Origin of the sequence: Knoellia flava TL1 (genome assembly GCF_000768675.1) — a bacterium.
GTDB lineage: Bacteria > Actinomycetota > Actinomycetes > Actinomycetales > Dermatophilaceae > Knoellia > Knoellia flava.
In genome coordinates this window covers 327,253-350,401 of record NZ_AVPI01000001.1, presented here as the reverse complement: position 1 = coordinate 350,401, position 23,149 = coordinate 327,253, and the positions used below count along the sequence as shown (strand labels likewise).

Below are 23,149 nucleotides of genomic sequence, written 5' to 3'. Positions count from 1 at the left end.
GCGGGGAGCGTCGGTCGGCTGCTGCCCGCGGCCGTCTCAAGGGAGGGAGCGCCGTGGTCGACCCGGAGGAGCTGTTCCGCGACCTCGTCTCGGGGAACCCGTCGACGGTCCGTGGCCAGGCGGACACCGTCGGCGACGCGATGAAGAAGGTCAACGAGGCCTCGTCGCGCGTCGAGGAGGCCGCCGACCGCCCGAGGTGGACGAGCGCCGCCTCCGCCGGCTACAAGGTGCGCACCGCCGGCGTGAGCCAGGGCATCGAGGTCAACTACTTCGTCCTCGGGCGGATCCAGACGGCACTGAGGACCGCTGCCAGCCAGTGCTCGTCGATGGAGACCCGGGCGCGCAACGTCATCGACCACTGGCGCAACCGCCCGGCCGGCCTCAACACCGTCGTCGAGGACCTCCTCGCGCTCGTCGTGCACAGCGCGCTCGTCCAGGTCTCCGCCGACTACAACGCCGACCTCGCCACCGTCGCGGCCTTCGCCCAGGGCGAGAAGATCGACACCGACGAGCTCGACGCCGACACCCGCGAGTGGCTGAAGCGCGGCATGGACAAGACCGCCGACTGGCTCCTCGAGCACGGTGGCGGTCTCGGCCCGCTCATCGCCAACCTCGGCGTGAGCGGCGACACCCGCGGCCTCATCCCGCAGGGTCTCGGCATCGACCCGACGACGGGCTGGATCATCCAGACGAGCTACTCCAAGGACGGGGACCAGCTCTCGGTCCTGTCGATGGTCGACCCGAAGACCGGCCGCGAGATGGTCGACGTCGAGCTCGGCGGCTACGGCGACATCCCGACGCCCGACCACGCCGGCGGCGTCGCGTCCGACGGCAAGTACACCTACGTCACGTCGAGCGGCAACCCGTCGCACGTGTTCACCTACCTCACCTCCGACCTGCGCAAGGGCGGCGACGAGCCGGTCGCCCCGATCGGGAAACCGACCGAGATCGAGGACGGTGCCGGTGCCTACGGGACCCTCAAGGACGGCGCCCTCTACGTCGGCACCCATAGCAAGGACATCGGTGGTGGGGGCAACGCCTACGACGGCGAGGACGACGACGGCAGGCTCTATCGCTATCTCCCGAACGGCTCCGGCGGGTGGATCCGGGACATGGGCTTCGGCGGCGGGGCCGGCTACGTCCACACGCCACCACAGGCGCAGGGCGTCGTCGTCCGCGACGGCGAGTACGTCTTCAGCACGTCACTCGGACGTGACAAGGCAGGCCGGCTCATCGTGCAGGAGCGCCAGGACGACGAGCCCGGCAACGGCGAGCGCGGTGACGCGTTCGAGCTGCCCTACATGTCGGAGGGCGTCATCGAGCTCGACGGGGAGATCCTCACGACCTACGAGTCGGGGGCCGACCACTACGGCCCGGACGGCTCCGACGACGAGGACCTCTGGGCCAACCCCTACATGACCCGGACGTCGCTCGAGGCGCTCGGGCTCAGCGAGGACATCGACGTCGACCCCGAGTCCCTCAAGGGCGCCGCCAAGGACCTCGAGACCGCCGCGGGCCCGCTCACCCGGGCCGCGAACATCGTCGGTGGCATCACGGTGAGCGCCGGTGACCTCGGCAAGGTCTCGGCCGCGAGCACCTTCGCGACCGCGGTCAACACCGAGCTGGGCAGGAGCGAGACGAGCCTCGACACCGGTGCCAAGGCCGTCGAACGGACGTCGGCCATGCTCACCGGCAACGCCCGTACCTACACCAACACCGACGACTGGGCCGCAGACTCGATCCACCGCCCGGGCATGCCCTGAGCGGCTCCCCGCCGTCCGGCACCGGGCGTCAGTCCCAGGTGACGACGACCTTGCCGGAGGCTCCCTCTGCCGCGACGGCATACGCCTCGCTGGTCTCGGCGAGCGAGAAGCGGCGCGAGACAATGCGTTCGGGGTGCTCGCCCCAGCGTGCGAGGAGGTCGAGCAGCTCGGCCATGTGACCGAGCGAGGTCACCCACGAGCCGAGGAGGTCGATCTGGTGGTGGATGAGGAGGTCGGACACCGGGAAGTCGATACGGCCGCCCTCGCCGACCATGACGCAGCGCCCGCGCACCGCCGTGTGGGTGAGGGCGGCGAGCCGTGCCTGGGCGTTGCCGCTGCAGTCGATGGCCACCTCGCAGCCCCGCCCGCCGGTCGCGTCGCCGACGGCGTCGGCGAGGTCGGCGGGGTCGGTGACGACGACGTCGACGAGGTCGAGCTCGCGTGCGAGAGAGGCGCGTTCGGCGTTGGGCTCGAGCCCGATGACCGTGCTCGCACCGAGGTGCTTACCGAGCATCGCGGCGGCGAGACCGACCGGACCGAGCCCGGTGACGAGCAGGCGGTCGCGCCCACTCACCCTTCCCCGCAGCAGACCCTCGTATGCCGTCCCGAAGCCGCACGAGACCAACGCGCCGTCGACGTGGGTCACGCCCTGGGGAAGGCGCAGGCACGACACCGCCTCGGCGAGCATGAAGTCGGCGTGCCCGCCGTCACGCTGCCAGCCGTGGCCGGCGCGGGTCGGTGACGTGCAGCCGATGGGGTAGCCGAGGCGGCACTCGTCGCAGGCTCCGCAGCCGGTGATGTGGTAGACCGCGACGGCGTCGCCGACGTCGAGCGTAGTCACGCCGGGGCCGAGCTCGACGACGTCGCCGCAGGGCTCGTGGCCGGCCACGACGCCCTGGTAGGCCTCGGCACCGTGGCCGAGGTGCTCGCGGTAAATCGCGCGGATGTCGCTGCCGCAGATGCCCGAGGCGCGCATCCGGAGCAGGACCTGGCCGGGGCCGGGGGTGGGGACGTCGACGGTGACGTGCTCGACGGTGCTGTCGCCGGGCAGCCGCACCGCCGGCATGGTCCGAGCGGTCATCATCCTGCGCTCTCGCCGGTGGTGGTCGCGCCCGTGGGGCGGCCGTGCGGGTGGATGACCGACTTGATGGCGTGGGCGTCGTCGCGGGCGGCCGTGAGAGCGGCTGCGGTCTCCTCGAGCTCGAAGTGCCCGGTCGCCAGGGGCGCGAGCCGGACGCGCCCCGAGGCGACGAGGTCGATCGCCGTCGGCCACGTGTTCGCGTAGCGGAAGACACCGGTCACCCACAGCTCGCGGTTCTGGACGTCGCCGAGCGGCAGCGCCAGGGTGTCGCCACCCATGCCGATGAGGACGACCCGGGCAGCGGGCGCGGCGACCCGGATGGCGGCCTGCGTCGACCCCTCGTGGCCCGAGCACTCGAGGACGACGTCGGGACCGGGGCGGCCGGCATACGTCTCGGAGAGCGAGGTCGAGGAGACGTCGACGACCTCGGTGGCGCCGAGGTCGCGGGCGACCGAGAGGCGGTGCGCGTTGACGTCGGCGACGACGACCTCGCTCGCACCGTAGGCCGAGGCGACCTGCGCGGCGAGCTGGCCGACGGGCCCGGCCCCGGTGACGAGCACCCGCACACCGGGCGCGACCCCCGCCCGCCGGCACGCCCAGATGCCGACGGAGAGCGGCTCGAGCATCGCCCCCTCGTCCAGGGACACCGAGTCGGGCAGGGCGAAGGCGAAGGCGGCGGGGTGGGTGACGTACTCGGCGAGGGTCCCGTCGACCGGCGGCGTCGCGTGGAAGACCATGTCGGGGCAGAGGTTGTAGTGCCCGGAGAGGCACTGCGCGCACGACCGGCAGGGCACTCCCGGCTCGATGGCCACCCGCTCGCCGACGCGGGCGGGGTCGACCTTGGCACCGACCGCCACGATGACGCCGGCGCTCTCGTGACCGAGGACGAGCGGACCGGTGACGACGTGGTCGCCGATCCGGCCGTGGTCGTAGTAGTGCGTGTCGGAGCCGCACACGCCGACCGAGCGGACCTCGATGAGGACCTCGTCGGGCCTCGGCGACGGGACCGGTCGGGACTCCACGGCGATCGACCCCGGCTCGGCGAGGACGGCAACCCGCATCGTGTCGAGCGGCCCGCCCGACGTCATCGGTTGGACTCCAGGTCCTCGAGGGTCGTGCGAGCGCCGTTGTCGTGCAACGACTTGAGGAACGCCGCGTATGCCGTCGTGAACGCCTCGCTCTCGACGAGGGTGCCGAAGAGGTCGCGGTCGCGCAGGAAGCCGAGCTCGTCGTCGGGGTAGGTGCGCGCGGCCGCCGTGACCCGGTCCTTGAAGCGGTCGACGATCTCGATCGGCTGCCCGTCCTCGTCGACGCCCTCGGCGTAGCGGGCCCACGACGCGACGACGAGCGCCGACCTCTCGAAGGCGCCACCGGACTCGAGGTTGGCCTGGATGACCGGCACCAGCCACTTGGGGATGCGGTCCGAGCTCTCGGCGCACAGCCGCGCGAGGGTGTCGCGGACCTCGGGGTTGGCGAAGCGCTCGATGAGCTGGCGCCGATAGACGTTGAGGTCGACGCCGGGCACCTCGGGCAGCGTCGGCGACCCCTCCTCCTCCATGTAGCCGAGGAGGAAGCCGGCGAAGAGCGGGTCCTGCGCGACCTCGTGGGCGTAGCGGTAGCCGGAGAGGTAGCCGAGGTAGCAGAGGGCCTGGTGGCTCGCGTTGAGCAGTCGCAGCTTCATGAGCTCGTAGGGCACGACGTCGTCGACGATCTGGACCTCGACGTCCTCGAACGGCGGTCTGCCCGTGGGGAAGTGGTCCTCGAGCACCCACTGCGTGTAGGGCTCGCAGACGACCGGCCACGCGTCCTCGACCCCGAACTGGTCGGCGAGCGCCGCGATGTCCTCCTGCGAGGTGACCGGCGTGATCCGGTCGACCATGCAGTTGGGGAAGGCGACGTTGGCCTCGATCCAGTCGCCGAGGTCCTCGTCCTTGAGCCGGGCGAACGCGACGATCATCTTCTTCGCGACGTCGCCGTTGCCGGGCAGGTTGTCGCACGACATCACGGTGAAGGGCTCGGTGCCGGCCTCGCGGCGGCGCCGAGCAGCCTCGACGACGAAGCCGAACATGCTCTGCGGCGCGTCGCCGCCGGCGAGGTCGGCCGCCAGGTCCGCCTGCAGGACAGGGTCGTTCGCGTCGAACTCACCCGTGACCTGGTTGACGTGGTAGCCGCCCTCGGTCACGGTGAGCGACACGATCCGCGTCGCCGGGTCGACCATGCGGTCGAGCACCGCGCCCGCGTCGTCGGGCGCGAAGAGGTAGCCGACCATCGCCCCGATGACGCGGGGCTCGAGCCGCCCGTCGGGGTGCTTGACGACGAGCGTGTAGAGGTTGTCCTGCCCCGCCATCGCGTCGCGCATCCTCGCGTCACCGGGCATGAGCCCGACGCCGACGATGCCCCAGTCAAGGGCCTTGCCGTCGTTCATGAGCGCGTCGAGATACATCGCCTGGTGCGCGCGGTGGAAGCCACCGACGCCGAAGTGGACGATGCCGGGGGTCACGTCCGACCGGTCGTATGCCGGCCGCGCCACCTCCGCGGGCAGGTCGCCGAGCGTTGCCTGGCTGAGCTTCACGTGATCACCCTTCCACCCTTGCGTCCGGCACGGTGACGGTCTGGCCACCACAGTTGCGGACGCAAACGCAGGTGGGCGGACGGCATACGGCAACGTCCGGCAAAGTGACGCTCTGGCCACCACAGTTGCGGACGCAAGCGGAGGGGGCGCTCACTTGACGGCACCCATGGACAGGCCCTGGACGAGCTTGTCCTGCGCCGCGAACCCGGCGGCGAGCACCGGGAGCGAGACGACGAACGACGCTGCGCACACTTTGGCGAGGAACAGGCCCTGGCTGGTCACGAACCCAGTCAAGAACACGGGGGCCGTCCCGGCAACGGTCCCGGTGAGGACACGCGCGAGGAGCAGCTCGTTCCAGCTGAAGATGAAGCAGATGAGAGCGGCTGCGGCGATGCCCGGCATGACGACCGGTGCGATGACCTTGCGCAGCGTCGTCATGAGCGAGGCGCCGTCGACCTGGGCGGCCTCGAGCATCTCGACCGGGACCTCGGCGAGGAAGGAGCGGAGCATCCACACGGCGATCGGCAGGTTCATCGACGTGTAGAGGATGATGAGCAGCCAGATGTTGTCGAGCAGGTTGACCTTCTGCGCGAAGAGGTAGATCGGCAGGATGCCGGCGACGATCGGCAGCATCTTGGTCGAGAGGAAGAAGAAGAGGACGTCGGTCCACTTCCTCACCGGCCGGATCGACAGGGCGTAGGCCGCGGGGAACGCCAGCAGCAGCACGAGGATCGTCGAGACGACGCTCGCCGTGAGCGAGTTCGCCAGTGGCGGCCACGGGCCGGCGTCGAAGAACGCCTTGTAGCCGTCGAGGCTGAGCGGTGCGAAGAGGCTCGGCGGGTTCGTCGCCGCGTCCTCCTCCTTGTGGAAGGAGGTGAGGATCATCCACGCGACCGGCAGGGCGAAGAGCAGCCCGCAGAGCCACGCGGCGAGGGTGAGCAGGATGTGCGACTTCGGGTCCTTGTGGTGGTTGATCGCCTGTGGCTCGCGGTGGGGGTCGGCCACCTCGGCCCCGTCGACGGTCTCTGTGGTGCTGCTCATCGACCTTCCTCCTTGAACAGGCTGAATGCGGTTCTCAGCGCGGCGGTCGCGATGAGGATCGTGCCGATGACGACGACGACGCCTGCGGCAGAGGCGCGTCCGTAGTCCTGGGCGGTGTAGAAGGTCTGGTAGATGAAGTACGGCAGGTTCGCCGTGCCGAGGCCACCGGACGTGATCGTGAAGACGTGGTCGAAGTTCTGCACGACGTAGATCGCGCCGAGCAGCGCCGACAGCTCGATGTACTGGCGCATGTGCGGCAGCGTCATGCTCCTGAAGATCTGCCACGGGCTCGCGCCGTCGATCCGGGCGGCCTCGACGACGTCGAGCGGCCGCGACTGCAGCCCCGCGAGCAGGATGAGCATCATGAACGGCGTCCACTGCCAGACGAGCGCGGCGACGATCGAGATGAGCGGGTTGTTGCTGATCCAGTCGGGCTGCGGAGCGTCGTCGCCGAAGAGGAACGTCAGCGTGCCGTTGAGCAGGCCGTACTCGGGGTTGTAGAGCGCGTGCTTCCACAGCAGCGCCGCGGCGACGGGCACGACGAGGAACGGCGTGATCATGAGCGTGCGGACGATGCCCCGGCCCATGAACCTGCGGTCGAGCAGCAGCGCGATCGCCATGCCGAGCACGAGGCTGATGACGACGACGAGCACCGTGAGCAGGATCGTCACGAGGACGGCGCTGCGGGTGTTGCTGTCGGTGAAGACCCGGGCGAAGTTGTCGAACCCGGCGAACCCGCGCTCGTCGGGGTAGTAGGCGTTCCAGTTCATGAACGACACGACGAGCGTCGCGATGAACGGCAGCTGGGTGAGGACGATGACGAAGATCAGCGCCGGCAGCAGCGGTGCCCGCCGCGACCAGTCACCGGCCCTCGCCAGCCTCGTCGCGCGCTCGGTGTTCTCTCCCGGCTCGCGTCCGCGAGGTGCGCCGGCACGCTCGGCGGGACCGTCCGGCATACCGGGATCGGTGGTCTGGGAGACGTCGGAACTCATCCCTGGCTCCTCTTCTGGTAGCGCTCGGCGACGTCCTCGGCGAGCTCCTGCCCCTTGTCGAGCGCCTCCTTGACCGTCGTCTGGCCGGCGATGGCCGAGCTGACGTCCTGGCTCACCTGCGTGCCGAGGTCGGGGAACTCGGGAATGTCGACGAACTGGATGCCGATGGCCGGTCTCGGCTGGAGGCCCGGGTTCGTCGGGTCGGCGGCCTCGATGGCGGCCCTCGTCGGCTCGGCGAAGGCCTTGGCGACCTCGAGGTACTGCGGGTTCTCGTAGGTCGAGGCGCGCTTGCCCGCGGGAACCCGGGTCCAGCCGAGCTCCTCGCCGACGAGCTCCTCGTACTCCTTGCTCGACGCCCACGAGATGAACTTCCAGGCGTTGTCCTTCTTCCCGCTCGCCTGCTGGATGCTCCACGACCACGCATAGAGCCAGCCGGAGGAGTCGGTCTTGACGACCGGGGCGGGCGCGTAGCCGAACTTGCCCTTGGTGGGGGAGTCGTCGGCCTCGAGCGAGCCGGCGGCCGACGTCGCGTCGTACCACATGGCGACGTTGCCCTGGACGAGGTTGTTGAGGCACTCGGTGAAGCCGGCCTGCGGTGCGCCGTTCTCGCCGTGCTTGCGGACGAGGTCGACGTAGAACTGCACGGCCTCGGTGAACTCGGGCGCGTTGACCTTGGGCGTCCAGTCCTCCTCGAACCACGTGCCGCCGAAGGTGTTGACGACCGTCGTCAGCGGCGCGAAGAGCTGGCCCCAGCCGGGTTGGCCGCGAAGGCAGATGCCCTTCATGCCCGGCTCGGCGCCGTCGACCTGGGCCGCAATCTCGGCGACCTCCTGCCACGTCGGCTTCTCGGGCATCGTCACGCCCTTGGCCTCGAGGACGTCCTTGCGGTACATGAGGAACGAGCTCTCGCCGTAGAACGGCTGGCCGTAGATCTTGCCCTCGCTCGACAGTGACGTCGTCATCGGCTTGAGGATGTCGTCCTGGTCGAAGGCGGTGTCCTGCGCGATGTAGTCGTCCATCGGCGCGATCCACTTGGCCTTGGCGTAGATCGGGATCTCGAAGTTGGAGAGCGTCGCGACGTCGTACTGCCCCGCCTGGCTCGAGAACTCCTGGCTGATCTTGTCGCGCACGTCGTTCTCGGGCAGGACCGTGAAGTTGACCCGGATGCCGGTCTCGGCGGTGAAGTGCTTCGCCGTGAGCTGCTGGAGGTCGACCATCTGCGGGTTGTTGACCATGAGGACGTCGATCGAGTTCGCGCCTCCGCCGCCGACGCTGCCCCCGCCCCAGCCGGCGCACCCGGTGAGCCCGACGGAGAGTGCGGCGGCCCCGGCGACCGCGAGCACCCGGGCTTTGCGGCGCCGATGTCGCGTATGCCGTGTGGCGGTCGGGTTGGTCGGCTCCAGTGGCGATCCGGTGGGGGGCATCGTTGCCTCGTTCTCGTCGTCTGCTCCGGGTTCCGCACTCGCAATGCTCAAATGAGCGCGTATGCTGCACACATGAGCCTGTCGGAGCGACGCCGCCCTGTCAACAGGTGCGCCCGCCCCGGCTGTCCGGCGAACCGACTGCCGCCCCGGGCGACGGGTCGGGAGAATGTGCCTCGTGGCTGACGCCCTCGGTCCCTCGGAAGCCGTCCTCGCGGCGGCTGTCGCGCGCCGTCACCTCATCGACGGGGAGTCCAAGGTCGACCTCGCGACCTCGCTGGGAATCAGCAGGTTCAAGGTCGCGCGCCTCCTCGACGCGGCCCGCGAGAGCGGGATGGTGCGCATCGAGGTCGTCTCGCCGGTGGGGATCGACACCGACCGGTCGGCCCGGCTGCGCGATGCCCTCGGGCTCGAGCACTGCGTCGTCGTGCCGGGGTCCGGCGCCCAGGCGGACCCGGGGGTCTCCGCGGCCGCGGCCGCCCTCCTCAGCGAGGTCGTCACCGACAAGGACGTCCTCGGCCTGCCGTGGAGCCGCTCCGTGAGCCGCATGGTCGACGCGCTGACGTCGCTCCCGAGGATTCCCGTCGTCCAGCTGAGCGGAGCGATGGTCACACCCGAGGAGGACAGCAGCTCGGTCGACGTCGTCCGGCGCGCGGCCCGGATCGCCGGCGGCGGGCGGCACGTCTTCTACTCGCCCCTGCTCCTCGACGATGCCGCGAGCGCCGAGGTCATGCGCCGGCAGCCCCCCGTCCGGGAGGCCCTCGACCGGGTCGCCGACGTCACCCTCGCCGTCATCGGCCTCGGCGCGTGGACACCGGGGACGTCGACGATCCACGACGTGCTCAAGCCCGCGGACCGCAAGGCCGTCGCCCGGTCGGGGGCGGTGGGCGAGGCTGCGGGCGTCTTCTTCGACGCCGACGGGGCCGTCGTCGACACCCCGCTCACCGCGAGGATCGTCGGGCTCACCGGCGAGCAGCTCCACGGCATCCGGCACGTCATCGGCATCGCCCACGGTCCCGACAAGGTCGACGCCATCGCGGCAGCGGTCAAGGGGGACCTCATCGAGTCGCTCGTCACGACCGCCGACACCGCCGACGCCCTCCTCGACCTCCGCTGAAGCCCTGGCCGGGAGCGCTGTCGCCCCCGGGTGTCGGGGATCCGGGCGCACGCCGGCCGGGATGGGCCCCGATCCCCGACACCCGAGAGGGGCCGGTGCGCAGGGGGCGCGCCGACGTAGCATCGTGCGCGTGAGTCCCGAATCCGGCCGCTGCTCCAACATCGCCCGCGAGAGCTCCGAGCCCATGCTCGGCTCCGCGCCGGTCGCGCGACGCTGGCTCCTCATCGAGCACCCCGGGCCGTGGGCGAAGAACCACCTCGAGACCCCGCCGATCTCCCCCTCCCTCGCCGCTGCGATCGAGTCCGGGTGCGCCGAGCTCCAGGGCCGGTCGCTCCTCGTGCGTCGTCACGGTCGCCGGGCTCCGGGCGAGGCGCCATCCTGGTATGCCGTCGACTCGGCCCACGGGACCTGGGTCACCGGCACGTGGCGCACGAGCGACGACCTCCTCGCCGCCGTCGCCGCGATGGGCGCGCCGCTGGCTCAGTCGGAGGCGCTCGCCGAGCCGATGCTCCTCGTCTGCACGCAGGGCACCCGCGACGCCTGCTGCGCGCTGCGCGGCCGCCCGATCACCGCTGCGCTCGCCAAGGTGTGGCCCGACGAGGTCTGGGAGTGCACCCACCTCAGCGGTCACCGGTTCGCCGGGACCTTCCTCTCGATGCCTGACGGCACCTGCTTCGGCAAGGTCGACATGGCAGACGCCGTCGACATCGTGAGGTCCCACCGCGCCGGCGAGGTCGACACGCGCCACCTCCGCGGACTGGCGCGCTGGTCGCCGGCGGTCCAGGCCGCGACCGGCTGGGTGCTCGCCGAGCACGGACCCGCGCCGATCACCGCCGCCCGTCCCGGGACCGTCGACGTCGTCTCCGAGACGGTGACGCGGGTCGAGGTCATCGGCGACGACCCGCTGCCCGACACGACCTGGGTCGAGGTCACCGCGGAGGCGCTCCCGCCGGCACCGCTGTCGTGCGGCAAGGGCCCTGGTGAGCACACGGCATACCGGACCGCCGTCTGCTCCGGCCCCGCCTGACGCAACGAGTCGGCTCGACCGCTGGCGCGCGACCTTCCCGCGAGGCAGGGTGAGCGCATGACGACGACGCCCGCGCCCGCGAACCCTGCCACCGACCTCTACCGGGCGGCGCGCGACCAGATCCTCGGCTGGCGCGGAAAGCACGAGGAGGCCGTGCGCGACTTCGCCTTCCCCGACCTCGGCGAGCGGTTCAACTGGGCGGTCGACTGGTTCGACGTCATCGCCCGCGGCAACGACCGCACGGCTCTCGTCCTCGTCGAGGAGGACGGGAGCTCGAGCGAGGTCACCTTCGACGCGATGGCCAACCGGTCCGACCGCGTCGGCCACTGGCTCGCCGAACGCGGTGTGGCACAGGGGGATCCGGTCATCCTCATGCTCGACAACCAGGTCGAGCTCTGGGACTGCATGCTCGCGGTGATGAAGCTCGGCGCCGTCATCATGCCCACGACGTCCGCCGCCGGAGCCGCAGACCTCGAGGACCGCGTCACCCGCGGCGGCGCGCGGCACGTCATCACCAACGCGTCACAGGTCGACAAGCTCGCCGGCATCCCGGGCGACATCACGCGCATCAGCGTCGGTCCCGCGGACGGCTGGCACGACCTCCACGACGCGTATGCCGTCGACTCGCCTCCGCTGCCCCACCCCGGCACCGCGCCCGGGGACCCGCTGCTCCTCTACTTCACGTCGGGGACGACGAGCCGGCCGAAGCTCGTGGAGCACACGCAGGTGTCCTACCCGCTGGGCCACCTGTCGACGGTGTTCTGGCTCGGGCTGCAGCCGGGCGACGTGCACCTCAACATCAGCTCGCCGGGCTGGGCGAAGCACGCCTGGTCGTGCTTCTTCGCGCCGTGGATCGCGGAGGCGACGATCCTCGTGCACAACTACACGCGGTTCGACGCCGGAGCCCTGCTCGGGGTGCTGCGCGACCACGAGGTGACGACCTTCTGCGCGCCGCCGACGGTGTGGCGGATGCTCATCAACGCCGACCTGTCGGAGGGACCGGGGTCGCTGCGTGAGGTCATCGGCGCCGGTGAGCCGCTCAACCCCGAGGTCATCGCGCAGGTCCAGCAGAAGTGGGGGCTCACCCTGCGCGATGGCTATGGCCAGACCGAGATGACCGCCGTCGTCGGCAACACCCCGGGGTCGCTCGTCAAGCCCGGGTCGATGGGGCGCCCGCTGCCGGGGTGCCCGGTCGTCCTCGTCGACCCGGCGACGGGGGAGCGCGGGGTCGACGAGGGCGAGCTGTGCCTCGACCTCGCGGCTCGACCGCTGCCGCTCATGACCGGCTACCAGGGCGACCCCGAGCGCAACGCCGAGGCGATGGCCGACGGGCTCTACCACACAGGCGACGTGGCGAGCATCGACGCCGACGGCTGGATCACCTACGTCGGTCGCACCGACGACGTCTTCAAGGCAAGCGACTACAAGATCAGCCCGTTCGAGCTCGAGTCCGTCCTCATCGAGCACCCGGCGGTGGCGGAGGCGGCCGTGGTGCCGGCGCCGGACGAGGTGAGACTCGCCGTGCCCAAGGCCTACGTCGTCCTGGCGCCCGGGCACCAGCCCAACGAGGAGACGGCACGCTCGATCCTCGCGCACGCCCGCGAGCACCTGCAGCCGTGGCAGCGCGTGCGCCGCCTCGAGTTCGGCGAGCTGCCCAAGACGATCTCGGGCAAGATCCGCCGCGTCGAGCTGCGCGGTCGCGAGGAGGAGCTGGCCCGCGGCCACGGCGAGCAGGAGGCCACGGAGTGGCGGGACGACCTGCTCCGGACCGACTGAGCGTGGTCGGCGACGTGGCGCGGTCAGGGACGCGGACGCGGACGGGGGTGGGGTCCCGGTCGAAATCCGTTTTGGACCGGCGACTCGGACGGCTCCGATGAGCGCGAGCACGACCGCGAGCACCGACGCCGACGTCATCGTCGTCGGCGCCGGTCCGGCCGGCTCGGCCGCGGCGCTCGGTGCCCTCACCGAGGACCCGACGCTGCGGGTGCTGCTCCTCGACCGCTCTGACTTCCCGCGCGACAAGTCGTGCGGCGACGGCATCGCCCCGCACGTCCTCACCGCCCTGGCGACGGTCGGTGCCGCGGACGTCGTCGACGACTGGGCGCCGATCACGCGGCTCGAGCTCTCGCACGGCGACGTCCGGGTCGAGGGCGACATGGCGCGCGAGGTCCACGTCGTCCCGCGCTCGGTCCTCGACGCCCGGCTCGTGGAGCGCGCGGTTGCCGCCGGCGCGCAGCTGCGACGGCACCGCGTCACCTCGCTGGCGACCGACCCGGTCGTCGTCTCCGGTGCCCTCGGCGACCTCACCGCCGGGGTCGTCGTCGGCGCCGACGGCGCCCACTCGCTCGTCCGGGAGCGGCTGCTCGGGCGTCGCCGCGAGTCGCGCGCGCTCGCCATTCGCGGCTACGCGCCGGTCACGCCGCAGACCCGTGGCCGCCAGGTCATCCGCTACGGCTCGCGGCGACAGCCTTCCTACGCGTGGGCGTTCGACCGCGGCGACGGGCTCGTCAACGTCGGCTACGGCGAGCTGCTCCCGGGCGAGGGTGGCAGCCCGCCGAGCCGGCGCCTCCTCCTCGACCAGCTCGAGGAGCTCGTCCCCGGCGCCGCGACATCCGGCGCCGACTGGATCGGCCACCACCTGCCGCTGAGCACGTGGCGGTGGGACCAGCCCGACGGACCGGTGCTCCTCGCCGGGGACGCCGCCAGGCTCGTCAACCCGATGACCGGGGAGGGCATCTACTACGCCGTCGCGACCGGCATCCTCGCCGGCCGCACCGCCGCCCGTGCGGTCCGGCTCGGTCGCACTGCTGACGCCGGCGCCGTCCACCGCACCGAGGTCCGGCGGCTCCTCGGCAGCCACTTCCGACACACGTGGCTCGCGGCCCGGCTCTCGCAGTCGTCCCGGGTCGTCGACGCGGGCATCACCGCGGCCGCTCACGACCGCCGGGTCTTCGACACCCTCGTCGAGCTCGGCCTTGGCGACGGCCGGATCGACCGCCACCTCGTCCGGGGCCTCGCCGGAGCGCTCACGTCACGAGGTGCGAGCGCGCGCACGCGAGGCGAGTGAACGGCATACGAGGATCGGGCGAGCTCACTCGGCGGCGGGAGGCTTCGCCGGGACCTCCGTCAGGGTGAGGGCGTCGAGGACACCGGCGCCGGGTTCCGGCTTCTCGCACGTGCGCCCGTCCTCGGTCACGGTGTCGATGCGGCTGCCGTTGACGAGACTGACATCGTCGTATGCCGGCCGCCCCTCGATGACGTTGCGGAACCGGTAGCGGGTCACCGACGTGAGCCGGCACGTCTCGCCGAAGCTGAGGACGTCGAAGGCCGACGGCTGGCCGATGAGCTCCTCGCCGTCCTCGCTGCCGACGAAGTGTGTGAGCGGTCCGCCGCCGGTGAAGGTGCCGGCCTGGATCCGGTTCCCCTCGAGGTCGGGGGTGTGCATGTGGCCGTTGACGGCGACGTCGGCGCGCGGCACGTCCTGGACCGCCCACGGCTCGTGCGAGACGAGGAGGTCGAGCGGGTCCTGCTCCTCGAACGCCGAGACGAACGCCCTCTTGGCAGGCTGCTGCTTGTCCTTGCTCCGCTTGCCGTCGTCGCCGAACCACCGTGGGTCGTTGAACCCGGCGATCCGGATGCCACCCGCCTCGACGACCGTGTAGGTCTCGTCGTCGGGCTGGAGGAGGACGACGTTGGGGATGGCGGCCATGCGGTCGAGGACGGCCCGGTCGGTCGCGGACGTGGCGTCGTGGTTGCCGCGGACGAAGACATAGGGCACGGGCACCGAGGCGATGCCGGCGAACATGCCCGAGGCGTTGCCCTCGGCGACCGTGCCGAAGTTGACGAGGTCGCCGGTGTCGACGACGAGGTCGATGTCCTCCTCCTCGACGATCGTGCGCATGAGGGCGTACTGGTTGCCCGCGTGGAGGTCCGAGACGAGGAGGACGCGCAGCGCGGTGGGCTGGGCGAGCTCGGTCGGGGAGTACTTGTCCTGCAGCGCCGACGACAGCGCGATGAGGTTGCGGAGGTAGGGCGAGACCTGCGCCGTGCGGGCCTCGACGTCGGAGAGCAGCGACTGGTTGCGCTGCACCGTGCCGAGCACGCCGGTCGAGGTGAACTCGTGCTGCCGCTCGGGCTGGTAGGTCTGCCACATGCCAAGGCCGGTCGCGCCGCACGCGACGACCCAGGCGGTGGTCGCCCCGGCCCACGCCCAGGCGCCGGGCCGGCGCCGGCGCACGATCGCGCGGAGGAGCACCCAGAGGGCGGCGACGGCGAGGGCGCCGAGGGCGAAGCGGATGCCGACGTCGCGTGCGGCCCGCACGATCGCCGCGTTGAGCTCGAGGGGCCCGGGCTGGAGGCTCGACACGGTGATCTGCGGACGGCTGAGGAGGTCGGCGATCGAGGCCTTGACCTGCGGGGTGGCCTCGATGCCGGGCGCGAGCCCGGTGAAGCCGACGTCGATGTCGCCGAAGAGGGTGCGGGCCACGAGCCGGGTCGAGTCGCGCGGGTCCATCGACAGCTGGACCTGCGCCGAGTAGTGCGTCGTCTCGGCGGTGGCCGGGGCGAGCCGGGTGGCCGCGACCCCGCCGGCCGCGCAGGCAACGGTGAGCAGAGCGACGGTGACGACGCGGCGCACCCTCCGGTCGCCGATGCGGTGCCCCATGGCCCACCACGCGACCGCGGCCGTCGCCAGAGGCCAGGCGGCGAGCAGGCCCGCGACGACGCGCTCGTGCGCACCGAACGGCAGTCCGCTGCCCACCCCGAGCGGGAGTGAGGCGACGAGGAGGAGCAGCACGATCGAGGCCGGGCGGGCGACCGCCGGACGCAGCAGCGGGGTGGCGCGCTCGTCGGCCCCGAACCACGGCCACGCCGCGAGGAGGACGAAGCTCAGCGCGGCGACGACGGTGTGGACGGCCGACCCCTCGGCACGCGAGGGGAGCGGGACGAGGGCGACGAGGACGGTGGCGACACCTGCCGCGGTCAGCACCGCCCGGCCGGCTCGGCGCAGCCCCGGCAACAGGAGCGCTGATCCGACGTGCGCGACGCCGGTGACGACGAGCGCGGCCGTCATGATCCACCGGTGCGGCGTCTCGGAGGCGGCGAGCGCGCTGATCGACTCGCGGACGGCGTCGTAGCCGTCGGGCTGCTGCATCGCGGCCCAGATCCAGCCGCCGACGAGGGCGACGAACGCCGTCGTCGCGGTCGCGAGGGCGCCCCGCACGTGTCCCGAGGTCGGAGGCGCCATGGCCCAACCCTAGGCTGAGCCGGTGAGTGCACCCCTGGCCGGAGCCCTGTCCGAGCGTGCGTTCGGCGGCGTCCTCTTCGACATGGACGGCACCCTCATCGACTCGACGCCTGCCGTCGTGCGGTCGTGGATGCGGTGGTGCGAGGAGGTCGGGGTCGAGCCCGCCGCCCTCGTCGGCTCGCACGGCCGCACGAGCATGAACACGATCCTCGACGTCATGGCCGACCGCTCCGAGGCCGAGCAGCTCGCCGCGCACGCCCGTATCCGTGAGATCGAGCTGGCCGACACCGAGGGTGTCGTCGCCCTGGAGGGCGCTCGCGAGGTCTTCGAGCTGCTCGACGAGCTCGGCGTCCCGCACGCCATCGTCACGTCGTGCGAGCACGAGCTCGCCGGGGTGCGCATCGCCGCGGCGGGCCTGCCCCGCCCCACCGTGCTCGTCACCGCGAGTGACGTCTCGCACGGCAAGCCGGGGCCCGAGCCCTACGTCCTCGGTGCCTCCCGCATCGGGCTCCAGCCCGAGGACTGCCTCGTCGTCGAGGACGCCACGGCCGGCCTCGTGTCGGGGCGCGCGGCGGGCGCGGGCGGTCTCGTCGCGGTCCTCGGCACAACCCCCGTCGAGGTCCTTGCACAGGACGCCGACGTCGTCTTCGAGAGCATCGCCTCGGTGCCCTGGCGCACCCTCGTCGCGACTCCCTAGCCCGCCTGCCCTGATCCCGTCCTCGTCGGGGTGGTCACGGAGTCCCGGTGCGCTTGGCGCGCTCGATCGTCACGCCGACCGCGGGGGTGCCGTCCTGCGGACTGCCCTCGGTGCCCGGGTCGATGCCGCCGGCGGCGATGGCGTCGAGCACCTCCATGCCCTCCTCGGTGACGTGCCCGAAGACGGTGTAGTCGGGCCGCAGCCGCGAGTCCTCGTGGACGAGGAAGAACTGGCTGCCGTTGGTGTCGGGCCCGCCGTTGGCCATCGCGAGCGTGCCGCGCGGGTAGACCTTGCGGCTGCCGTCGGGGAAGCCCGGCCAGTTCTCGAGGGCCTTGGCCGAGTCGAGCTCGTCCGCGAAGGCGTAGCCCGGGTCGCCCCAGCCTGTCCCGAGGGGGTCACCGCACTGGAGCACGGAGAGCGCCGCCGGCGGAGTCGTGTATGCCGTGAGGCGATGGCAGTCCGTGCCGTCGAAGTACTTCTTGCGGGTGAGGAACTCGAAGCTGAGGACGGTGCACGGCGCCTTGGCGCGCTCCAGCACGACCGGGATGTCGCCCTGGTTGGTCTCGAGGACGACGCCCGCCGTGCCACGGCTCGGAGTGCGGGCCGGGTCCTGCGGGAGCCCGACGAAGGTCGACCAGGTCTGGTCCTCGAGCGGCGTGAAGCCGCAGGCGCCGGACGTCGGCTCGGTCGGCACCTCGCTCGAGGGTGCTGCCGTCGCCGCGGAGGTGGCGAAGGGCAGCGCGCTGGCGAGCAGCCCGCCGGCGAGGGCGAGGACGGCGGAGCGGGCGAGGGACCGGGTCATCGTTGACCTCCGGGGAAGGGGACGGGGTGCTTGCGACCCTAGGTGCGCGCAGCGCGCGGCGCCTGTCGAGCGGGAGGCGAGCGGCCGGCATACGGGTCCATGTGGGTGGTCGGGTGTCGGGGAATCGGGGCCTCGCGCGGCCCGATGACCCCGGATGTCCGACACTGGACGGGATCGCGGGACTGGTGGTACCGGCGGGTAACAAGCACTAGGGTCGCGGCATGGACGCTGACGCCCTTGTCGTCGGGGCCGGCCTCGCCGGTCTCGTGGCCGCCAACGAGCTCGCCGACGCCGGACGCTCCGTGGTCCTCCTCGACCAGGAGAGCGAGGCGAACCTCGGCGGCCAGGCGTGGTGGAGCTTCGGCGGGCTCTTCCTCGTCGACAGCCCCGAGCAGCGGCGGATGGGCATCAAGGACACCTTCGACCTCGCGTGGCAGGACTGGCAGGGCACGGCCGGCTGGGATCGCGACGAGGACTTCTGGCCCCGCCAGTGGGGCCGTGCCTACGTCGAGTGGGCTGCCGGCGAGAAGCGGGAGTGGCTGCGGCAGTTCGGGATCAGCTTCTTCCCGGTCGTCGGGTGGGCCGAGCGCGGCGACGGCCGCGCGGGCGGCCACGGCAACTCGGTGCCGCGGTTCCACATCCCGTGGGGGACGGGAACGGGCGTGGTCCAGCCGTTCATCGAGCGCGTGCGCGAGCACATCCGCGGCGGACGCATCATCTACCGCCCGCGTCACCGGGTCGACGCCCTCGTCACGACCGCCGGCGCCGTGACCGGCGTGCGCGGATCCGTTCTCGCACAGGACGACTCGGAGCGTGGCGTCGCCTCGAACCGCGACGTCGTCGGCGACTTCGAGTTCGCCGCGCACGCCGTCCTCGTCACGAGCGGCGGCATCGGCGGCAACCACGAGCTCGTCCGCGCCAACTGGCCCGAGCGCCTCGGCACCCCTCCCGAGCACATGATCACCGGCGTCCCGGCCTACGTCGACGGGCGCATGCTCGCCATCACCGAGGAGGCCGGCGGCACGGTCATCAACCGCGACCGCATGTGGCACTACGTCGAGGGCATCAACAACTGGAGCCCGGTGTGGCCGAGCCACGCCATCCGGATCCTGCCCGGGCCGTCGTCGCTGTGGTTCGACGGCAACGGCGACCGGCTGCCCCCGCCGAACTTCCCGGGCTTCGACACGCTCGGCACGCTCTCGCACCTGCGGCGGACCGGCCACGACCACTCGTGGTTCATCACGAACCGGACGCTCGTCGGCAAGGAGTTCGCGCTCTCGGGCAGCGAGCAGAACCTCGACCTCACCGACCGCAGCTACCGCGACATCCTCAAGCGACCGGTGACGGCGGTGCAGCCGTCGGTGCAGGCCTTCCTCGACCACGGCGTCGACTTCGTCCAGGCCACGACGCTGCGCGAGCTTGTCGCGAAGATGAACGCGCTCACGCCCGACGCGCCGCTGGACGCCGACCACATCGAGCGGCAGGTGGTCGAGCGCGACCGCCAGGTCGACAACCCCTTCACCAAGGACGCGCAGGTCGCTGCGATCCACGTCGCCCGGAAGTACCGCGGCGACAGGCTCACCAAGCGGGCCTTCCCGCTGCACCGGATCCTCGACCCGAAGCGCGGCCCGCTCGTCGCGGTGCGCCTCAACGTCCTCACCCGCAAGTCGCTCGGCGGCCTGCAGACCAACCTCGACTCACAGGTGATCGGCGCCGACGGCGAACCGGTCAAGGGCCTGTATGCCGCGGGCGAGGTCGCGGGGTTCGGTGGCGGTGGGGTGCACGGCTACCGGTCGCTCGAGGGCACCTTCGTCGGCGGCTGCCTCTTCTCCGGTCGCGCAGCGGGACGGGCCGCGGCCCGCGAGGTCCGCTGACCGGCATACCGGCCGTTGTCTCGCGACTTCTTTTCCGGTTGCGCCAGCTCGCTGGCGCTCGCTGGCGCAACCGGGCAAGAAGTCGGGGTTCTCAGAGGTTCATGCGGGCGGCGAGAGTGTCGCGCTTGTCCTCGAAGCGAGCGGCCTTGGTGTCGAGGTCGTCCATGAAGGCGGAGAGCTCGAGGCGGGCCTGCTCGCCCTCGGCCGAAAGGTTCTCGATGTCCCAGATCTTCCAGAACCGCAGGACGGGGGCGACGACGTCGTCGCGGTGCTGGCGCAGGTCGTAGATGCCGGCGACGGCCATCTCGACGGCCTTGCGCTGGAAGCCGGGGATGTCGGTGCCCGGCATCTGGAAGCCCTTGACGACGTCGCGGATCGCCATCATGGCCTGGCTCGGGTCGAGCTCGAGCGCGGAACCCAGCAGGTTGCGGTAGAAGATCATGTGGAGGTTCTCGTCGGCCGCGATCCGCTGCAGCAGCTGGTCGGCCATCGGGTCGTCGGTGAACCGCCCGGTGTTGCGGTGCGACACCCGCGTGGCGAGCTCCTGGAAGGAGACGTAGGCGAGGGAGTGGAGGAGCTCGCCGCTGTGCGCGGACTCGTAGCCCTGCGACATGTGCGTCATCCGGAAGTCCTCGAGCGCCTTGGGGTCGACCATGCGCTTGACGAGCATGTAGTCGCGCATGGCGATCCCGTGACGGCCCTCCTCCGCCGTCCAGCGGTGGACCCACTCGCCCCACGCGTCGTCGCGCCCGAAGATGATCGCGATCTCGTGGTGGTAGCTCGGGAGGTTGTCCTCGGTGAGCAGGTTGACGATGAGCGCCGAACGCGCGACGTCCGAGACCGGGGCGTCGTCGGGGCTCCAGGCGTCGCCGCCCATGAGCCCGTCGAAGTTGCGGCCGTCGCTCCACGGGATGAACTCGTGGGGGTACCAGTCCTTCGCGACGCCGATGTGCCGGTTGAGGTTGGTCTCGACCACCTGGTTGAGCTCACGCAGCAGGTCGGTCTGGCTCCACGTCGTCGCGGTCATGCTGGTCAACCTACGCTTCCGTAGGTTGGCCCCGCTAGTTACCGGGGAGTTGTCTTTGCGAGGTCAGAGGCGACCCACCCGGCCCCCACCGCCGCCGGCCCAGCACGCGCCGTCGGACGTGCAGTCGAGGGTGTGGAAGAGCTCGTCGCTGAAGCGCTGCCACGTGCGACCTCCGTTGTCGGACACGCTCGCGCCGCCGACGGGGCCGCCCTGACCGACGACGACGACCCGATGCCCGAGCCACGAGACGTCCTCGCCGAGGTGGGTGAGGTCGCCGCCGCTGCGCCAGGTGTGCCGGTTCGAGCTCACGGCGCTCGCGTCGACGCCGTCGGCCGGTGCGGCGAAGTCGCCACCGACGGCGACGCCCTGCCCCGGCGTGCGGAAGGCCAGGGCGAACACGCCGGCCGCCTCACCCGCGGGGATGGTCGAGTCGGTCGCGCTCCACGTGAGCCCGCCGTCACGCGAGGAGAAGACCCGCGACCTCTCACCACCGGAGCCGAACCAGGCCTGCTCGCCCGAGATCGTGAGGCAGTCGCCGCTGGCCGAGAAGTTGGCCTCGCCGCTGGAGTCGGGCATGCCGTCGTCGGGCAGCACCTTCCACGACCGGCCGCCGTCCTGCGTCGCGGCGATCCGGAACCTCCCGTCCACGGGGTCGCTCACCGCGAGACCGCGCCGGCCGTCGGAGTAGAAGTCCATGCAGTTGTAGAAGGCGGCCGGGGTGTCGTTGCGGAAGGCCTCAGTCCAGGTCGCGCCGCCGTCGCTCGTGCGGTAGATCCGCGACTTCTCGCCCTCGCCGATCGCGAGGACGGTCGCCGTCCGTGCGTCGACGGCCTCGACGTCACGGAAGTTGAGACCTGTGGCGTCGGCCGGGCCGACGTCCTGCCACGACGCGCCACCGTCGCTCGTCCGGAAGACCTTGCCCCGCCCGCCGGTGACGCTCGCGCCGACGACCCATGCCGTCGAGCGGTCGACGGCGTCGAGCCCGCGGAAGCTCTGGTCGGCGTCGACGGTCGTCGTCGTCCACGAGAGCGCGCGGGGCTCGGCGCCTCCATCGGTCGCCGGACCTCCCGAGGGCGCGGCCAGCGCGACGGGAGCGGTGAGCGCGACGAGCGCGACGGCATACAGGGGAGCGGTGAGGGTTCGGGGCGGGGTGCGCATGAGAGGCACCCTGCCGCACCTCACGCCGGAGCGCGCGGCGAGCGACCCGGCCGGCCGGGCCGGCGAGCGGCTCAGAGGTACTGGCCGGTGCCCTCGCCGTGGGACTCCTCGGGGCGCGAGGGGCCGCCGGGCATGTTGGGCATCCCCATCGGCGGGGTCCCCGGGCCGCCACCGTGACCGGGAGCCGCCGAGTGTCCGGGCGGCAAGGCACGCATCTGCTGGAGCTGCGACTGGGCGGCCATCTGCTGGGCGACGAGCGCGGTCTGGATGCCGTGGAAGAGACCCTCGAGCCAGCCGACGAGCTGGGCCTGGGCGACGCGGAGCTCTGCGTCGGACGGCGCGTCCTCGGAGAACGGCAGCGCGATCCGCTCGAGCTCCTCGACGAGCTCGGGCGCGAGACCGTCCTTGAGCTCGGCGATCGACCGCTCGTGCACGTCGGCGAGACGAGCACGGCCCTTCTCGTCGAGCGGCGCGTTGCGCACCTCCTCGAGGAGCTGCTTGATCATCGAGCCGATGCGCATGACCTTGGCCGGCTGCTCGACGAGGTCGGCGGGGTTCTGGTTGGGCTTGCCCTCCTCGGGGGCGCGCTCGGCGACACCCATGCCCTCGGGCGTGACAACGACGACCTTGTCCTCGCCGACGGTCGCGGTGCCGTGCACCTCGCGCTGCTCGGCTCCCTGCTCGTGGTCGGTGGATCCGGGCTGCTGCGTCATGTCACCCATCCTGCCCCACGGGGTCCTCGGCGGCGCGAGCCGGCGGGACCCAGGAGGGGTCCCGGCCGACGAACCCCATGAGCCGGTCGGTGATGTCCGCGGTCTCGGGCACGTCGACCTTCGGGCCGTACTGCCCCGACGCCCGCAGCATCTCGTCGTGCTCCTGCATCCCGCTCAGCATCTCGTTGGCGAGCTCCTCGTCGAGCCGGTCCGGCTGACCCGTCGCCCGCGCGAGATCCCACGTGTGCATGAAGACGTCGCTCGTGTAGAACCGGTCGACCGCCTGCGGCAGCGGCACGTCGCCGACGTGGCGGTTGCTCAGCACCTTGGTCTGGGTCTCGGAGTCGTCGAGCAGCGCCTGGACGGCGTCGGCGTGCGTCGTCCACGCCGCCACGGGGTCGTCGTCGACCGACGGACCTCGGTCGAGCCGCACCCCGGCCCCGGCCTCGAGGAACCCCGGGAACCACTCGACGAGGTGGCGCACGACGTCGCGCGCGAGCCACCCGTCGACCGGCGACGGGGCGTCCCAGTCGCGCACCCCTCGGGCGCGCTCGGTGAAGATGCCCGCGATCGCGCGGTGACGTCCGGCCGGGTCGTGTGGGAACGGCATACGGGGAGT

At 71.8% G+C, this 23,149-nt stretch carries 19 protein-coding genes; 7 read left to right on the top strand and 12 right to left on the bottom strand.

Features of this window, described 5'->3' with window-relative positions; translation table 11 throughout:
• Positions 1-53 precede the first annotated feature (53 nt).
• On the top strand, positions 54-1,763 hold the full coding sequence (locus N798_RS01775) for a hypothetical protein (protein WP_035945626.1): 1,710 nt from the start codon (positions 54-56) through the stop codon (positions 1,761-1,763).
• A 28-nt stretch (positions 1,764-1,791) separates the two neighbouring features.
• Here the strand turns inward: N798_RS01775 and N798_RS01770 are convergent, their stop codons facing one another.
• From N798_RS01770 to N798_RS01745, 6 genes are all read right to left on the bottom strand, one after another.
• On the bottom strand, positions 1,792-2,844 hold the full coding sequence (locus N798_RS01770) for a zinc-dependent alcohol dehydrogenase family protein (protein WP_035945625.1): 1,053 nt from the start codon (positions 2,842-2,844) through the stop codon (positions 1,792-1,794).
• Positions 2,844-3,932: an NAD(P)-dependent alcohol dehydrogenase gene (locus tag N798_RS01765; protein ID WP_052116808.1), complete on the bottom strand. Its 1,089-nt coding sequence runs from the start codon at positions 3,930-3,932 to the stop codon at positions 2,844-2,846. Before N798_RS01765 ends, N798_RS01770 begins: the two co-directional genes overlap by 1 nt.
• Positions 3,929-5,416 (bottom strand): mannitol dehydrogenase family protein, encoded by a 1,488-nt coding sequence (locus tag N798_RS01760; RefSeq protein WP_035945624.1) that lies wholly within the window; start codon positions 5,414-5,416, stop codon positions 3,929-3,931. The genes N798_RS01765 and N798_RS01760 overlap by 4 nt, the downstream gene beginning before the upstream one ends.
• A gap of 150 nt (positions 5,417-5,566) precedes the next feature.
• Entirely contained in the window at positions 5,567-6,457 is an 891-nt protein-coding gene (locus N798_RS01755) for a carbohydrate ABC transporter permease (protein ID WP_229708495.1), read from the bottom strand.
• Complete coding sequence (locus N798_RS01750) at positions 6,454-7,413, bottom strand: carbohydrate ABC transporter permease (RefSeq protein WP_035945623.1); 960 nt, start codon at positions 7,411-7,413, stop codon at positions 6,454-6,456. Before N798_RS01750 ends, N798_RS01755 begins: the two co-directional genes overlap by 4 nt.
• Positions 7,414-7,445: 32 nt before the next feature.
• Positions 7,446-8,873, bottom strand: coding sequence for an ABC transporter substrate-binding protein (locus N798_RS01745; protein WP_084099966.1), 1,428 nt, complete (start codon positions 8,871-8,873; stop codon positions 7,446-7,448).
• A gap of 175 nt (positions 8,874-9,048) precedes the next feature.
• Here N798_RS01745 and N798_RS01740 point away from each other — a divergent pair, with 175 nt between their 5' ends.
• The 4 genes from N798_RS01740 (at position 9,049) to N798_RS01725 (ending at position 14,081) form a co-directional block, all read left to right on the top strand.
• Positions 9,049-9,987, top strand: coding sequence for a sugar-binding transcriptional regulator (locus N798_RS01740; RefSeq protein WP_188450411.1), 939 nt, complete (start codon positions 9,049-9,051; stop codon positions 9,985-9,987).
• Between the two features lie 130 nt (positions 9,988-10,117).
• Positions 10,118-11,014 (top strand): sucrase ferredoxin, encoded by an 897-nt coding sequence (locus N798_RS17150; protein WP_188450412.1) that lies wholly within the window; start codon positions 10,118-10,120, stop codon positions 11,012-11,014.
• A gap of 57 nt (positions 11,015-11,071) precedes the next feature.
• Positions 11,072-12,790 carry an AMP-binding protein gene (locus N798_RS01730; RefSeq protein WP_035945621.1) on the top strand — a complete coding sequence of 573 codons (1,719 nt, stop codon included), beginning with the start codon at positions 11,072-11,074 and terminating at the stop codon, positions 12,788-12,790.
• A gap of 97 nt (positions 12,791-12,887) precedes the next feature.
• The gene (locus N798_RS01725; protein WP_035945620.1) at positions 12,888-14,081 is read left to right on the top strand and encodes an NAD(P)/FAD-dependent oxidoreductase; all 1,194 of its coding nucleotides are present in this window, start codon (positions 12,888-12,890) and stop codon (positions 14,079-14,081) included.
• Between the two features lie 24 nt (positions 14,082-14,105).
• On the opposite strand, the gene N798_RS01720 is transcribed toward N798_RS01725, so the two are convergent.
• Positions 14,106-16,259, bottom strand: coding sequence for a DUF998 domain-containing protein (locus N798_RS01720; protein WP_052116805.1), 2,154 nt, complete (start codon positions 16,257-16,259; stop codon positions 14,106-14,108).
• Positions 16,260-16,281: 22 nt separating this feature from the next.
• Here N798_RS01720 and N798_RS01710 point away from each other — a divergent pair, with 22 nt between their 5' ends.
• Positions 16,282-16,956 (top strand): HAD-IA family hydrolase, encoded by a 675-nt coding sequence (locus tag N798_RS01710; RefSeq protein WP_156971570.1) that lies wholly within the window; start codon positions 16,282-16,284, stop codon positions 16,954-16,956.
• A gap of 34 nt (positions 16,957-16,990) precedes the next feature.
• Here N798_RS01710 and N798_RS01705 read toward each other — a convergent pair whose 3' ends face one another.
• On the bottom strand, positions 16,991-17,758 hold the full coding sequence (locus tag N798_RS01705; protein WP_035945619.1) for a peptidylprolyl isomerase: 768 nt from the start codon (positions 17,756-17,758) through the stop codon (positions 16,991-16,993).
• A gap of 221 nt (positions 17,759-17,979) precedes the next feature.
• On the opposite strand from N798_RS01705, the gene N798_RS01700 reads away from it, so the two are divergent.
• Positions 17,980-19,632 carry an FAD-binding dehydrogenase gene (locus N798_RS01700; RefSeq protein WP_035945618.1) on the top strand — a complete coding sequence of 551 codons (1,653 nt, stop codon included), beginning with the start codon at positions 17,980-17,982 and terminating at the stop codon, positions 19,630-19,632.
• Positions 19,633-19,723: 91 nt separating this feature from the next.
• On the opposite strand, the gene N798_RS01695 is transcribed toward N798_RS01700, so the two are convergent.
• The 4 genes from N798_RS01695 to N798_RS01680 form a co-directional block, all read right to left on the bottom strand.
• Positions 19,724-20,659, bottom strand: a complete 936-nt coding sequence (locus N798_RS01695; protein ID WP_035945617.1) for an acyl-ACP desaturase — start codon at positions 20,657-20,659, stop codon at positions 19,724-19,726.
• 63 nt (positions 20,660-20,722) lie between these two features.
• Positions 20,723-21,817, bottom strand: coding sequence for a WD40/YVTN/BNR-like repeat-containing protein (locus tag N798_RS01690; RefSeq protein WP_035945615.1), 1,095 nt, complete (start codon positions 21,815-21,817; stop codon positions 20,723-20,725).
• Positions 21,818-21,888: 71 nt separating this feature from the next.
• Positions 21,889-22,539: a bacterial proteasome activator family protein gene (locus tag N798_RS01685; protein WP_035945613.1), complete on the bottom strand. Its 651-nt coding sequence runs from the start codon at positions 22,537-22,539 to the stop codon at positions 21,889-21,891.
• Positions 22,532-23,140 (bottom strand): TIGR03086 family metal-binding protein, encoded by a 609-nt coding sequence (locus tag N798_RS01680; protein ID WP_035945612.1) that lies wholly within the window; start codon positions 23,138-23,140, stop codon positions 22,532-22,534. The genes N798_RS01685 and N798_RS01680 overlap by 8 nt, the downstream gene beginning before the upstream one ends.
• Positions 23,141-23,149 lie beyond the last annotated feature (9 nt).